This window comes from Actinokineospora auranticolor, from assembly GCF_002934265.1.
GTDB lineage: Bacteria > Actinomycetota > Actinomycetes > Mycobacteriales > Pseudonocardiaceae > Actinokineospora > Actinokineospora auranticolor.
The window spans coordinates 145,917-159,279 of record NZ_PTIX01000003.1 but is presented as its reverse complement, the minus strand read 5'-3'; the positions used below and the strand labels follow the sequence as shown (position 1 = coordinate 159,279).

General features: G+C 68.7%; 21 protein-coding genes. All 21 read right to left on the bottom strand.

Features of this window, described 5'->3' with window-relative positions:
* Window positions 1-978: 978 nt before the first annotated feature.
* The 21 genes from truA to rplX all read right to left on the bottom strand — a co-directional run bounded on the left by truA (window position 979) and on the right by rplX (window position 13,362).
* Window positions 979-1,758, bottom strand: a complete 780-nt coding sequence (truA, locus tag CLV40_RS06875) for a tRNA pseudouridine(38-40) synthase TruA (protein ID WP_219823928.1) — start codon at window positions 1,756-1,758, stop codon at window positions 979-981.
* A gap of 65 nt (window positions 1,759-1,823) precedes the next feature.
* On the bottom strand, window positions 1,824-2,375 hold the full coding sequence (gene rplQ / locus CLV40_RS06870; RefSeq protein ID WP_104477991.1) for a 50S ribosomal protein L17: 552 nt from the start codon (window positions 2,373-2,375) through the stop codon (window positions 1,824-1,826).
* A gap of 46 nt (window positions 2,376-2,421) precedes the next feature.
* Window positions 2,422-3,471: a DNA-directed RNA polymerase subunit alpha gene (locus CLV40_RS06865; protein WP_104477990.1), complete on the bottom strand. Its 1,050-nt coding sequence runs from the start codon at window positions 3,469-3,471 to the stop codon at window positions 2,422-2,424.
* A 115-nt stretch (window positions 3,472-3,586) separates the two neighbouring features.
* Window positions 3,587-4,192, bottom strand: a complete 606-nt coding sequence (gene rpsD, locus CLV40_RS06860) for a 30S ribosomal protein S4 (protein WP_104477989.1) — start codon at window positions 4,190-4,192, stop codon at window positions 3,587-3,589.
* 23 nt (window positions 4,193-4,215) lie between these two features.
* Window positions 4,216-4,623, bottom strand: a complete 408-nt coding sequence (gene rpsK, locus CLV40_RS06855) for a 30S ribosomal protein S11 (RefSeq protein WP_091454169.1) — start codon at window positions 4,621-4,623, stop codon at window positions 4,216-4,218.
* A gap of 15 nt (window positions 4,624-4,638) precedes the next feature.
* Window positions 4,639-4,821 (bottom strand): hypothetical protein, encoded by a 183-nt coding sequence (locus tag CLV40_RS37080; RefSeq protein WP_092777701.1) that lies wholly within the window; start codon window positions 4,819-4,821, stop codon window positions 4,639-4,641.
* Window positions 4,818-5,198, bottom strand: coding sequence for a 30S ribosomal protein S13 (gene rpsM / locus CLV40_RS06850; RefSeq protein ID WP_104477988.1), 381 nt, complete (start codon window positions 5,196-5,198; stop codon window positions 4,818-4,820). The genes CLV40_RS37080 and rpsM overlap by 4 nt, the downstream gene beginning before the upstream one ends.
* A 171-nt stretch (window positions 5,199-5,369) precedes the next feature.
* Window positions 5,370-5,483, bottom strand: coding sequence for a 50S ribosomal protein L36 (gene rpmJ / locus CLV40_RS06845; protein WP_018682809.1), 114 nt, complete (start codon window positions 5,481-5,483; stop codon window positions 5,370-5,372).
* Between the two features lie 88 nt (window positions 5,484-5,571).
* Window positions 5,572-5,793: a translation initiation factor IF-1 gene (gene infA, locus CLV40_RS06840; protein WP_005166804.1), complete on the bottom strand. Its 222-nt coding sequence runs from the start codon at window positions 5,791-5,793 to the stop codon at window positions 5,572-5,574.
* Window positions 5,794-5,990: 197 nt separating this feature from the next.
* Window positions 5,991-6,761, bottom strand: a complete 771-nt coding sequence (map, locus tag CLV40_RS06835; protein WP_104478304.1) for a type I methionyl aminopeptidase — start codon at window positions 6,759-6,761, stop codon at window positions 5,991-5,993.
* A 53-nt stretch (window positions 6,762-6,814) separates the two neighbouring features.
* Window positions 6,815-7,369 (bottom strand): adenylate kinase, encoded by a 555-nt coding sequence (locus tag CLV40_RS06830; protein ID WP_104477987.1) that lies wholly within the window; start codon window positions 7,367-7,369, stop codon window positions 6,815-6,817.
* A complete protein-coding gene (gene secY / locus CLV40_RS06825) occupies window positions 7,366-8,664 on the bottom strand; it encodes a preprotein translocase subunit SecY (protein WP_104477986.1) in 1,299 nt (432 codons plus the stop codon). Before secY ends, CLV40_RS06830 begins: the two co-directional genes overlap by 4 nt.
* 752 nt (window positions 8,665-9,416) lie before the next feature.
* Window positions 9,417-9,863, bottom strand: coding sequence for a 50S ribosomal protein L15 (gene rplO / locus CLV40_RS06820; protein WP_104478303.1), 447 nt, complete (start codon window positions 9,861-9,863; stop codon window positions 9,417-9,419).
* On the bottom strand, window positions 9,860-10,042 hold the full coding sequence (gene rpmD / locus CLV40_RS06815; RefSeq protein WP_104477985.1) for a 50S ribosomal protein L30: 183 nt from the start codon (window positions 10,040-10,042) through the stop codon (window positions 9,860-9,862). The genes rplO and rpmD overlap by 4 nt, the downstream gene beginning before the upstream one ends.
* A 3-nt stretch (window positions 10,043-10,045) precedes the next feature.
* Window positions 10,046-10,711: a 30S ribosomal protein S5 gene (gene rpsE, locus CLV40_RS06810; protein WP_104477984.1), complete on the bottom strand. Its 666-nt coding sequence runs from the start codon at window positions 10,709-10,711 to the stop codon at window positions 10,046-10,048.
* Window positions 10,712-10,742: 31 nt separating this feature from the next.
* Window positions 10,743-11,144 (bottom strand): 50S ribosomal protein L18, encoded by a 402-nt coding sequence (gene rplR, locus CLV40_RS06805; protein WP_104478302.1) that lies wholly within the window; start codon window positions 11,142-11,144, stop codon window positions 10,743-10,745.
* 2 nt (window positions 11,145-11,146) lie between these two features.
* Entirely contained in the window at window positions 11,147-11,686 is a 540-nt protein-coding gene (gene rplF, locus CLV40_RS06800) for a 50S ribosomal protein L6 (protein ID WP_104477983.1), read from the bottom strand.
* A gap of 12 nt (window positions 11,687-11,698) precedes the next feature.
* Window positions 11,699-12,097, bottom strand: a complete 399-nt coding sequence (gene rpsH, locus CLV40_RS06795; protein WP_104477982.1) for a 30S ribosomal protein S8 — start codon at window positions 12,095-12,097, stop codon at window positions 11,699-11,701.
* 187 nt (window positions 12,098-12,284) lie between these two features.
* Window positions 12,285-12,470 carry a type Z 30S ribosomal protein S14 gene (locus CLV40_RS06790; RefSeq protein ID WP_026424130.1) on the bottom strand — a complete coding sequence of 62 codons (186 nt, stop codon included), beginning with the start codon at window positions 12,468-12,470 and terminating at the stop codon, window positions 12,285-12,287.
* An 8-nt stretch (window positions 12,471-12,478) separates the two neighbouring features.
* The gene (gene rplE, locus CLV40_RS06785) at window positions 12,479-13,042 is read right to left on the bottom strand and encodes a 50S ribosomal protein L5 (protein WP_104477981.1); all 564 of its coding nucleotides are present in this window, start codon (window positions 13,040-13,042) and stop codon (window positions 12,479-12,481) included.
* Window positions 13,043-13,044: 2 nt separating this feature from the next.
* Window positions 13,045-13,362 (bottom strand): 50S ribosomal protein L24, encoded by a 318-nt coding sequence (gene rplX, locus CLV40_RS06780; RefSeq protein WP_104477980.1) that lies wholly within the window; start codon window positions 13,360-13,362, stop codon window positions 13,045-13,047.
* Window position 13,363 lies beyond the last annotated feature (1 nt).

Genomic DNA, 13,363 nt, shown 5'->3' with positions numbered 1-13,363 from the left:
CACCCCGCCGCCTTCTCTTCTCTCCCCAACCATCCAGACAACCGCCGCAGGACCCCCGGCCCCCGCCTAACGCATTTCTCCCCAGCCACCCTCACCACCGCCGCAGGATCCCCACCCCGCCCCCACTCCCACCCAACACGTTCCTCCCCAGCCACCCTCACCACCGCCGCAGGATCCCCACCACCGCAGAACGCAACGCGCCCCTGCCACACGCCTTGATTGGGTGGACTTGCTTTGCGTGGGGGGACGAGCCTGCCAAGCTGTCCGGCGGGTGGGGTGGCTTGCCATCCCCACCGCTTTTGCCCCACCGCAGGTTCGTAGGGGCCCCGCGCAAAGCAAGTTCACTCAATCGAGGCCGCCCCTGTTTTTCGCGTGGGGCTGGACTGATCAACCCGGCCCGGCGCTGGTCTGGTCCGCGGCGTGAGGTGGGTATCGATCGACCCAGCGGGGACCTGTTCTCCCGTGGTCTGAACGCGACATCGAGCGTTGCTCGATGGGGTGAAACGTCTTTGCGCGGGGCCCCTACGAACCTGCGGTGGGGCAAAGCGGTGGGAGGGGCAAGCCCACCCCACCCGCAGGGAAAGCTTGGCAGGTCCGTCCCCCCACACAAAGACGTTCCACCCCATCGAGCAGTGAGCAGGAGCGCGACGAGTTCGGTGGGGGTCGGGCTGGCACACGTCGGCGGGAAGCGGGCTCGGCCTGGCGGGGCGGAGACGGGTTGCGAGGCGACCTGGGTGGGGAGGGCGTGTGCTGCTTGGGCGGGTGGAGGCCAGGGCTGGCGCAGGTCGATGGGTAGCGGGTTCGGCCTGGCGGGGCGGCGAAGAGGTTGCGAGGCAGCCTGGTGCGGCTCGGGGGGGTGAAGGCTGGGGCAGCGGGCAGCGGGCAGCGGACTCGGCCTGGCCGGGCGGGAGAAGTTGCGAGATCACTGCTGCGAGTGGGTGAGCGCGAGTACGCAGTGCAGGGCTCAGCCTTGCCCCGTCAGAGAGTCCGCACGTTGCGGGTGATCAGTGAGCGGGCCGCCAGGTCTTCATCAGCCGGGTAGTCCACACCGATCAACGCCAACCCGTGGGCAGGTGCCACCGTGATGGCGCTGGGGCGTTCCGTCGCCGTCAGCATGGAAGCGGGCCAGTCGGCGGGTTTTCGGCCTTCGCCGACGGCCAGTAAGGCGCCTACCAGGCTGCGGACCATCGAGTGGCAGAAGGCGTCCGCCGAGACCCGGGCCGTCAGTACCCCGTCCCCATCACGGGTCCACTCGAGACGCTGGAGTTCGCGGATGGTGGTGGCTCCGGCGCGGCGTTTGCAGAACGCCACGAAATCGTGCTCGCCGACCAGCAGCCGTGACGCGGCGTTGAGGGCGTCCAGGTCGAGGCGCCGGGGCCACACAACGACGTGGTTGCGGGTCAACGGCGCCGCGCGCCACTGCTCGTCGCACACCCGATACGCGTAATGCCTGCGCAGGGCGGCAAACCGGGCGTCGAACTCCCCCGGCACCCGCCGCAGCGCGGTGACCCGGACGTCGCCCGGCAGGGCCCGTGCCAGTCGCGGGACCAGCGCGTCGATGTCCACGTCCGAGGGCAGGTCCATGTGGGCCACCTGCCCCGTCGCGTGCACACCCGCGTCCGTGCGGCCCGCGACCGTCAACCGCACCTTCCGGCGCAGCACCTGCAGCAGGGTCTCCTCGAGCACACCGCAGACCGTCCGACGGTCCGGCTGGGCGGCCCACCCCGAGAAGTCCGTGCCGTCGTAGGCGATGTCCAGGCGGACACGAACGAGCCCGCCGCCCCCAGCAGGGGTGGCGGGCTCGTTCGCGGGTTCTTCGACCGTCAGGACTTGTCCTCGGTCTTCGCCTCTTCGGTCGCCTCGGCCTTGGTCTCGGTGGCCTCGGGGGCGTCGACCGCCTCCGGGGTCTCGTCGACCTTGGTCTCCTCGACCTCGACCGGGGTGGCCGGGGTCTCGTCCTTCTTGGCGTCCTTGGCGAACTTGGTCTTGCGGGCGGCCTCGGCCTCCGCGGTGACCGTCTTCTCCTGGATCAGCTCGATGACCGCCATGGGGGCGTTGTCGCCCTTGCGCGGCATCGTCTTGGTGATCCGGGTGTAGCCGCCCTTGCGGTCGCTGAAGAACGGACCGATCTCGGTGCACAGGCGCTGCACGACGTCCTTGTCGCGGATCACCTTCATGATCTCGCGGCGGTTGTGCAGGTCACCGACCTTGGCCTTGGTGATCAGCCGCTCGGCGTACGGGCGCAGGCGGCGGGCCTTGGCCTCGGTGGTGGTGATCCGGCCGTGCTCGAACAGCGCGGTGGCCAGGTTGGCCAGCAGCAGCCGCTCGTGGGCCGGACCGCCGCCGAGGCGGGCGCCCTTGGTTGGGGTGGGCATTGCTTGCTCCTTGGGGAAATCCGCTGCTCAGGAGTCCGCTGTGGACCTAGAGCTGCTCGGTCTCTGCGTAGTCCTGGCCGTCGTCGGTGCCGGTGTCCGCGCTGTCGGACCAGCTGTCGGTGGCGTAGTCCGTCGCCGCCGCCGTCGGGTCGAACCCGGGCGGGCTGTCCTTGAGCGCGAGGCCGAGGCCGACGAGCTTCATCTTGACCTCGTCGATCGACTTGGCGCCGAAGTTGCGGATGTCCAGCAGGTCCGCCTCGCTGCGCGACACGAGCTCACCCACGGTGTGGATGCCCTCGCGCTTGAGGCAGTTGTAGGAGCGCACGGTGAGGTCGAGGTCCTCGATCGGCATCGCGTAGGCGGCGATGGTGTCCGCCTCCTGCGGCGACGGGCCGATCTCGATGCCCTCCGCGTCGACGTTGAGCTCACGGGCCAGCCCGAACAGCTCGACCAGCGTCTTGCCCGCGGACGCCACGGCGTCGCGCGGGGTGATCGACGGCTTGGTCTCCACGTCGAGGATGAGCTTGTCGAAGTCGGTCCGCTGCTCGACGCGGGTCGCCTCGACCTTGTACGTCACCTTCAGCACGGGCGAGTAGATGGAGTCGACCGGGATCCGGCCGATCTCCGCGCCCGCCTGCTTGTTCTGCACGGCCGGGACGTAGCCGCGACCGCGCTCGACCACGAGCTCGATCTCCAGCTTGCCCTTGCTGTTGAGCGTGGCGATGTGCAGGTCCGGGTTGTGCACCGTGACGCCCGCGGGCGGCACGATGTCGCCCGCGGTGACCTCACCGGGGCCCTGCTTGCGCAGGTACATCGTCACCGGCTCGTCCTCCTCCGAGGAGACCACGAGCTCCTTGAGGTTGAGGATGATGTCGGTGACGTCCTCCTTGACCCCCGGCACGGTGGTGAACTCGTGCAGCACACCGTCGATGCGGATGCTGGTGACCGAGGCACCGGGGATCGAGGACAGCAGCGTGCGCCGCAGCGAGTTGCCCAGGGTGTAGCCGAAGCCGGGCTCGAGCGGTTCGATGACGAAGCGGGAGCGGGTCTCGTTGACCGGCTCCTCGGCGAGGCCGGGACGCTGTGAGATGAGCACTTCTTGGTTCTTCCTTCCCGGTGGCGCCCGCTATTTGACGCCGGTGGTGATGGGATGCCGCCGGTGGTGACCGGCGGCGGGGAGGCGGCACTCGGCGCCGCCTCCCCGGCAGCGCCTACTTCGAGTAGAACTCGACGATCAGCTGCTCGGTGACCGGCACGTCGATCTGCGCGCGCTCGGGCAGCTGGTGCACGAGGACGCGGAGGTTCGACGGGACGACCTGCAGCCAGCCCGGGATCGGGCGGTCGCCGAAGGACTCCTTGGCGGCGACGAACGGCAGCGTCGGCAACGACTTCGGCTTCACGTCGATGATGTCGAACTTAGACACCTGGAAGCTGGGGATGTTGACCTTCTTGCCGTTCACGATGAAGTGGCCGTGGCTGACCAGCTGGCGCGCCTGGCGGCGCGTGCGGGCGAGCCCGGCGCGGTAGACCACGTTGTCCAGACGCGACTCGAGCAGCTGGAGCAGGACCTCACCGGTCTTGCCCTGGCGGCGCACGGCGGTCTCGTAGTAGCGGCGGAACTGCCGCTCGAGGACGCCGTAGGTGTAGCGCGCCTTCTGCTTCTCCTGCAGCTGCTGCAGGTACTCGCTGTCCTTGCTGCGACCGCGACCGTGCTGGCCGGGCGGGTACGGACGGCGCTCGAACGCCTGGTCCCCGCCGACGAGGTCGACCTTGAGCCGACGCGAGATACGGGTGGCTGGGCCGGTGTAGCGTGCCATGTTCTCTCAGTCCTCCCCGTTCCTCAGACCCGGCGCCGCTTGGGCGGGCGGCAACCGTTGTGCGGCTGCGGGGTCACGTCCTGGATCGTGCCGACCTCGAGGCCCGCCGCCTGCAGCGAGCGGATCGCGGTCTCCCGGCCGGAACCGGGGCCCTTGACAAACACGTCGACCTTCTTCATGCCGTGCTCAGCGGCCTTGCGCGCGGCGTTCTCCGCGGCCATCTGAGCGGCGAAGGGCGTCGACTTGCGCGAGCCCTTGAAGCCGACGTGCCCGGACGACGCCCACGCGATGACGGCGCCGGTCGGGTCGGTGATCGAGACGATGGTGTTGTTGAACGTGCTCTTGATGTGGGCGTGCCCGTGCGAGACGTTCTTCTTTTCCTTGCGCCGGACCTTCTTGACTCCGGCGCCGGTACGCGACTTGGGGGGCATGTCTTGGGGTTTCTCCTAGCTGGTGCGCGAGGTGGTGATCTCAGGAGCTGCGTTGCGGATGATTGATCCGGCGTCCGTGTAGAGCTCGCGCAGTGCAGCCGGGCGGGCGCACTTGGGCGCGACGGTGAGGGCCATGAAGGCCCGGTTCCGACGTCGTTGGGGAACGACGGCGACCACGGTCTCGCAGCTCTTGGTCACTTCTTGCCGGCCTTCTTCTTGCCGGCGACGGTCTTCTTCGGTCCCTTGCGGGTACGGGCGTTGGTCTTCGTCCGCTGACCGCGGACGGGGAGACCGCGGCGCCACCGCAGACCCTCGTAGCAGCCGATCTCGATCTTGCGACGGATGTCGGCCTGCACCTCGCGGCGGAGGTCACCCTCGACCTTGAAGTTGTTCTCGATGTAGTCCCGGAGCCGGACGACGTCCTCGTCGGACAGGTCCTTGGCCCGCAGGTCCGGACTGATCCCGGTGGCGGCCAGCAGCTCCTTGGAGCGCGTCCGGCCGATGCCGAAGATGTAGGTCAGCGCGATCTCCATCCGCTTCTCGCGGGGGAGGTCGACGCCTGCGACGCGTGCCATTGCGGCGGTTTCTCCTCTTGAGTTCTCCCCAGGTCTGCTCCCGCACCGCCCCGGGCGAGTGCCCGGGCCCCGGCCTGGAGTCCGGGGGTGCATCAGGTCCGAGTGACCCGACAGGTGGCGGGAGGTCCTCTTCGTCGCTGTCGCGTAGATCCGGCGACGGCTAGGCGGTGATCAGCCCTGGCGCTGCTTGTGGCGCAGGTTCTCGCAGATCACCATGACCCGCCCGTGGCGGCGGATCACCTTGCACTTGTCGCAGATCTTCTTGACGCTCGGGTTGACCTTCACGTCTGCTTCTCTCTCTTGCTTCGGCCGCGTACCCCGTGGCGTGCCAGGGGCACCAGTAGTGGCATCCCGGCGGTGACCGCCGGGTTCGTCACTTGTAGCGGTAGACGATGCGGCCGCGGGACAGGTCGTAGGGCGACAGCTCTACGACGACCCGGTCCTCGGGCAGGATGCGGATGTAGTGCTGCCGCATCTTGCCGCTGATGTGTGCGAGAACCTTGTGGCCGTTCTCCAACTCGACGCGGAACATCGCGTTGGGGAGTGGCTCGACCACGCGGCCTTCGACCTCGATGGCCCCGTCCTTCTTGCCCATGTCCTCCGCGTTTCGTGACAGGTTTCGTGATGGTTCGCGGGCCGGGCCCGCACCCCGTCGACGCGCCGAACAGCGGCAGCCAGGGCCGCACCGGAAGGCACGCACGACGGAACTGGCGCTGATTCCAGCGCCAGCTGTCAAGTGTACGCGCGTGGGGACAAGGCCCCAAATCGGGGGTCGACCCGGGAGGAAATGACCTATTCGGGGGCGGTCAACACCCACGGACCGTCATCGGTTACCGCGACCGTGTGCTCCCAGTGGGCGGCACGGGAGCCGTCGGCGGTGACGACCGTCCAGCCGTCCTCCAGCTCCACGGTCTCCTCGACGCCGAGGGTGAGCATCGGCTCGATGGCGATGGCCATGCCGGTGCGCAGCCGCGGGCCCTTGCCGGGCTTGCCGTAGTTGGGCAGGAACGGCTCCATGTGCATGGCGCTGCCGATGCCGTGGCCGCCGTACTCGCGGACGATGCCGTACTCGCGGCCGTGCGCCTTCGCGGAGGCGTGGATGGAGTTCTCGATGGCGTGCGAGACGTCGGTGAGCCGGGCCCCCGGGGCCACGGCCGCGATGCCCGCCTCCATGGCCGCCTTGGTGGCGTCCGACAGCGCCCGCTCGGCGTCGGTGACCGCGCCGACGTACAGGGTGACCGCGGAGTCGCCGTGCCAGTCGTCGAGGATGGCACCGCAGTCCACCGAGATCAGGTCGCCCTCGGCGAGCACCTGCGACCGCGACGGGATGCCGTGCACGATCTGCTCGTTGACCGAGGCGCAGATGCTGGCCGGGAAGCCGTGGTAGCCCTTGAACGAGGGCACCGCGCCCGCGTCGCGGATGGTCTGCTCGGCCAGCTCGTCCAGCTCCGCGGTGCTCACCCCGGGCCGGGCCGCCGCGGCGACCCCGGCGAGCGCCGAGGCCACCACCAGCCCGGCCGCGCGCATCGCGTCGAGCTGCGCGGGCGTCTTGATCTCGATCATCCGGCCGCGCCAGGACGACAGGGCTGTGCGCAGACCACCCAGCAAGCCACCGGTCACGACCGGGCGCGCAGCGCGGAGAGCACCCGCGCGGTGATCTCGCCGACCTCGCCCACCGCGTCCACGGTGATCAGCAGGTCGCTGTAGTAGGCCAGCAGCGGGGCGGTCTCCGTGCGGTAGACCTCCTGGCGGTGGCGGATGACGCCCTCGCTGTCGTCGCTGCGGCCGCGCGCGAGCAACCGCTCCACCACCAGGTCCTCGTCGATCTTGAACTCGACGACCGCGTCCAGCGGGGTGTCCGCGGCGCTGAGCAGCTTGCCCAGCACCTCGGCCTGGCCCACGTTGCGCGGGAAGCCGTCGAGCAGGAAGCCGCCGCGGGCGTCCGGCTCGTCCAGGCGCACCCGCACCATCTCGTTGGTGACCTCGTCCGGGACCAGCTGCCCGGAGTCGAGGTACCGCTTGACGTCCTGCCCCAGCTCGGTGTTGTTCGCGATGTGCGCCCGGAAGAGGTCCCCGGTCGAGATGTGCGGTACGCCGAGCTGCTCGCTCAGGGCCGCGGCCTGGGTACCCTTGCCCGCTCCGGGCGGGCCGACGAGAACAACACGCGTCACTTGAGGAACCCTTCGTAGTTGCGCTGCATCAACTGGCTCTCGATCTGCTTCACGGTGTCGAGACCAACGCCGACCATGATCAGTACGGCGGTGCCGCCGAACGGGAAGTTCTGGTTCTGCCCCTCGCCGGTGACCTCGAGGAAGAAGTTCGGCAGGACCGCGATGATGCCCAGGTAGATGGAGCCGGGCAGGGTGATGCGGCCGAGCACGAAGCTCAGGTACTCCGAGGTCGGGCGACCCGGGCGGATGCCCGGGATGAAGCCACCGAACTTCTTCATCTCGTCAGCACGTTCGTTCACGTTGAACGTGATGGTGATGTAGAAGTACGTGAAGAAGATGATCAGAGCGAAGTAGACGCCGATGTGCACCGGGCTCGACTGCTTGACGATGTGGTCGGCGATGAAGCGCTGCCACGCCGAGCTGTCCTGGCCGATGAGCCGGGTGATCAGGTCGGGCAGGTACAGCAGCGACGACGCGAAGATGACCGGGATGACACCCGCCTGGTTGACCTTCAGCGGCAGGTAGGTCGAGGTGCCGCCGTACATGCGGCGACCGATCATGCGCTTGGCGTACTGCACCGGGATGCGGCGCTGGCCCTGCTCCACGAACACGACGCTCGCGATGATGAGCAGGCCGAAGACGCACACGATCGTGAAGACCAGTGCACCCTTGTCGAAGATGATCGCGCCCTCGGACGGGATCCGGGCGGCGATGTTGACGAACATGAGCAGCGACATGCCGTTGCCGATGCCGCGCTCGGTGATCAGCTCACCGAACCACATGATCACCGCGGTACCGGCGGTCATCGTGATCACGATGACCGTCAGGGTGAACACGTTGCTGTTCGGGATGATGTCTTCCTCGCACTGCCCGAACAGCTGGCCGCGGTCGGCCATCGCGATGATGCCGGTCGCCTGCAGCACGGCAAGGCCGATGGTCAGGTAGCGGGTGTACTGCGTGAGCTTGCCCTGACCGGCCTGACCCTCCTTCTTGAGCTGCTCGAAGCGCGGGATGACGACCGTCAGCAGCTGGATGATGATGCTGGCGGTGATGTACGGCATGATGCCCAGCGCGAAAACCGACAGCTGGAGCAGGGCACCGCCGCTGAACAGGTTCAGCAGGCCGTAGACACCGCCGCTGTCGACCTTGTCGAGGCACTTCTGCACGTTCGGGTACGAGACACCGGGCGACGGCAGCAGGGCGCCGATGCGGTAGATGACCACGATCCCGAGGGTGAACAGGATCTTGCGGCGCAAGTCCGGCGTCGCGAGAGCCGAGCGGAAGGCGCTGAGCAACGCAAGAACCTCCTCGGCGTCACCGGTAGCTCGTTACCGGTGAACGGCTTTGCCCGGCTGGTCGCCGGCGGGTACAGGGTCCGGTCCACCAGGTGCTGGCAGGCCAGGGGCGCTCCGGGGTACGACCCCGAAGCGTGCGTTCGACTCTAACAGCACGCCGGGCGGCTCCAGCACCCCGAGGGGCGCACAAACTCGCCGACCCACCCCCGTGTCGGGCGTGATGTCGCTAACAAATGGACTAATCCGGGAAATCACCAGAATGCCGGGCCGGTATGGGGTCCGCTTTACGCCGGCCCACCCGGATCGCCGGGTTGCGCCCCGCGAACTCCGCCGTGCGCTGTTCGCCCAGCTCACGACCGGTTTCAGCGCGCTCCCGGTCGGACTTTGACAACGGTTTGGGCACAACAACCGACGTATTCGCGCGGGTGCCCGCTCGTGGCCGCGAACACCTTGGACGACAACGAAGTCGGACGTCGGAACAACCCTCTCCGAGGGGTGGGGATAGCCGCCGAGGGGTGGGATCGCGGTGAAGCTGGCGGCGTCCGTTCAGGCCAGGATCCACTCCCGATCGGACTCGGCGGCGGGGGCGGCCGCGGCGGGCGGCGGGACGGCAGTCAGGCGGTTGCGCACAACCCGTCCCACACCGCCGCCGCGCGGAAGGTTGCCAGGGGTTTCACCGCGGGCCGAAACCGGAAAAACACCGGGGCCGGGCACGCGGTGCGTGCCCGGCCCCGGTGGGGGTACCGATAGACCTAGACCGTGGTGGCGGTGCCACCCGCGGCGGTCAGCTTCTCGGTCGCCGACGCCGAGAACTTGTCGGCGGTGACGTCGAGCTTGACGCCGTTGAGGTCACCGTCGCCGAGGACCTTGACCAGCGAGCCCTTGCGGACCAGACCGGCCGCGATCAGGTCGGCGATGCCGACCGCGCCGCCGTCGGGGAACGCGGTGGCCACGTCGCCCACGTTGACGACCTGGTACTCCACCCGGAAGCGGTTCTTGAAGCCCTTGAGCTTCGGGAGCCGCATCTGGATGGGCATCTGGCCGCCCTCGAAGCGGGCGGGGACGTTCTTGCGGGCCTTCGTACCCTTGGTACCGCGACCCGCGGTCTTGCCCTTGGAGCCCTCACCGCGACCGACGCGGATCTTGTCGCTCTTCGCACCGGGAGCCGGGCGCAGGTGGTGGATCTTGATGGCCATCAGTCGACCTCCTCGACGGTGACGAGGTGGCGGACGGTGTGGATCAGGCCACGCACCTCGGGCGAGTCGTCGCGCACGGTGGTCTGGCGGATCTTCCGCAGACCGAGGGTGCGCAGCGACTCGCGGTGGTTGCGCTTGGTGCCGATCACGCTGCGGACCTGGGTGACCTTGAGCTTGGCCATGGTCTACACCCCCGTCCCAGCGGTGGCCGCGGCGGCACGGGCGCGGAGCATGCCCGCGGGAGCCACGTCCTCGAGCGGCAGGCCGCGGCGGGCCGCGACCTCCTCCGGGCGCTGCAGGCCGCGCAGGGCGGCCATGGTGGCGTGCACGATGTTGATCGCGTTGTCGCTGCCGAGCGACTTCGAGAGCACGTCGTGCACACCCGCGCACTCCAGCACCGCGCGGACCGGGCCACCGGCGATGACGCCGGTACCGGCGCTCGCCGGGCGGAGCAGGACGACGCCAGCCGCCTTCTCGCCCTGGATCGGGTGCGGGATGGTGCCGCCGATGCGCGGGACGCGGAAGAAGTTCTTCTTCGCCTCCTCGACGCCCTTCGCGATGGCGGCGGGCACCTCCTTGGCCTTGCCGTAGCCGACACCGACCATGCCGTCGCCGTCGCCGACGACCACCAGGGCGGTGAAGCTGAAGCGCCGACCGCCCTTGACGACCTTGGCGACGCGGTTGATCGCCACGACCTTCTCGATGTGCGGGGTCTTCTCGGCGGCCGCGCCGCCCCGACCGCCGCCGTCGCGCCGGTCCCGGCGGTCGCGCCGGTCGCCGCGGTCGTTACCGCCCTGACCGCCGCCCGGGCCGCCCTGGCCGCCGCCGAACTGCCGCGTACGTCCCGGCATCAGGCGTTCCTTCCCTTGGTGTAGCTCGTCATCAGAACTCCAGCCCGGCTTCGCGGGCCGAGTCGGCCAGCGAGGCGATCCGGCCGGTGTACTTGTTGCCGCCGCGGTCGAACACGACCTTGGCGATGCCCGCGTCCTTGGCCCGGGAGGCCAACAGGGCGCCGACCTTGGCCGCACGCGCCTTCTTGTCGCCCTCGACCCCGCGCACGTCCGCCTCGAGGCTGGACGCGCTGACCAGGGTGTGGCCCGCCAGGTCGTCGACGATCTGCGCGGTGATGTGCCGCGAGGACCGGTGCACGACCAGGCGCGGGCGCTCGGCGGTGCCGCTGACCTTCTTGCGGAGCCGGAAGTGCCTGCGGGCCTTGGCGACGCGGCGGACCGTGGAGATGTCCTTGCCCACCGGCTTGCGCTTGGTGACTGTCGCTTCGCTCATGATCACTTACCCGTCTTTCCGACCTTGCGGCGGATCTTCTCGCCCGCGTACCGCACGCCCTTGCCCTTGTACGGGTCGGGCTTGCGCAGCTTGCGGATGTTGGCCGCGACCTCGCCGACGCGCTGCTTGTCGATGCCGGAGACGGAGAACTTGGTGGGGCTCTCCACCGCGAAGGTGATGCCCTCCAGCGCGGCGACCTTCACCGGGTGGCTGTAGCCGAGGGCGAACTCGAGGTCCGAGCCCTTGGCCGTCACGCGGTAACCGACGCCGTGGATCTCCATCTTCTTCTCATAGCCCGCGGTCACACCGACGACGATGTTGTTGACCAGCGACCTGGTGAGACCGTGGAGCGCGCGGTTGCGGCGCTCGTCGTTGGGCCGGGTGACCTGGAGCGTGCCGTCCTCGGCGCGCTCGACGGTGATCGGCTCGGCGACAGTGAGCGAGAGGGTGCCCTTGGGCCCCTTCACGCTGACGCTCTGACCTTCAATGGTGACGTCCACTCCGGACGGCACGGGGATCGGAAGCCTTCCGATGCGCGACATGCTTGCTCCCCCTTACCAGACGTACGCGAGGACTTCGCCGCCCACGCCCTGCTTGCCGGCCTGGCGGTCGGTCAGCAGGCCACCGGACGTGGAGATGATCGCCACGCCGAGGCCGCCGAGGACCTTGGGCAGGTTGGTCGACTTCGCGTACACCCGAAGACCGGGCTTGGACACCCGGCGCAGACCGGCGATGCTGCGCTCGCGGTTCGGGCCGTACTTCAGCTCGACGACGAGGTTCTTGCCCTTCTCGCCGTCTTCGTCGCGGTAGCCCGCGATGTAGCCCTCACGCTTCAGGATCTCGGCGATGTTCGCCTTGAGCTTGCTGTGCGGCAGCACGACAGCGTCGTGGTACGCCGAGTTGGCGTTGCGCAGACGAGTCAAGAAGTCTGCGATCGGGTCGGTCATCGTCATGGTGACCTGTCAACCTTTCTCGCCGGGGTTCCCTCTCGGGCCTACGGCGAACTGGGGGTGGAGAAACTAGCTGTCCCGCTACTGGACCTCAGGGGCACCGTGGCGGCGGCCAACCCCGGAGTACGCACTCCGAGCCTGTCGCCGCCACGGCGACCACCCGTCAAAATGCCGGGGAGGCGGGCTAGCTTTACCAGCTGGACTTGCTCACGCCGGGCAGCTCGCCGCGGTGCGCCATCTGCCGGAGGCAGATCCGGCACAGGCCGAACTTGCGGAACACCGAGTGCGGTCGACCGCACCGGTTGCACCGGGTGTAGGCGCGGACCGCGAACTTGGGCTTGCGGGCGGCCTTGGAGACCAGAGCCTTCTTCGCCACGGAATCCCTCACTGCTCCTTGAACGGGAAGCCCAGGTGCTTGAGCAGCGCCCGGCCCTCGTCGTCGTTGGTCGCGGTGGTCACGATGGTGATGTCCATGCCGCGCTGCCGGTCGATGCTGTCGGGATCGATCTCGTGGAACATCGACTGCTCGTTGAGACCGAAGGTGTAGTTGCCGTTCCCGTCGAACTGCTTGCCCGACAGGCCGCGGAAGTCGCGGATACGGGGCAGCGCGATGGTCAGCAACCGGTCGAGGAACTCCCACATCCGGTCGCCGCGCAGGGTGACCCGGGCGCCGATCGGCATGCCCTCGCGGAGCTTGAACTGCGCGATGGACTTGCGGGCCTTGCGGACCTCGGGCTTCTGGCCGGTGATGGTCGCCAGGTCGCGGATCGCGCCCTCGATCATCTTGCCGTCGCGGGCCGCCTCGCCGACGCCCATGTTGACGACGACCTTGACCACGCCCGGGATCTGCATGACGTTCGCGTAGTCGAACTCGCCCTTGAGCGCGCCCTTGATCTCTTCGCGGTAGCGCGTCTTGAGCCGGGGGATGACCTTCTCAGTGGTAGTCATGATCAGATCTCCTTCCCGTTGCCCTTGCCGCGGGCCACGCGGACCTTGCGGCCGTCGTCGTTGAACTGGTAGCCGACCCGCACGGCCTTGCCGTCCGACACCAGCATGACGTTGCTGACGTGGATCGGGGCCTCCTGGGTCACGATGCCGCCGGACTGCGCACCGCGCTGGGTCTGCGAGACCCGGGTGTGCTTCTTGATCCGGTTGACACCCTCGACCAGGACCTTGTTCGTCGTCGGGTAGGCGTGGATGACCTTGCCCTTCGCGCCCTTGTCCTTGCCCGAGATGACGACGACCGTGTCGCCCTTCTTGATCTTCATG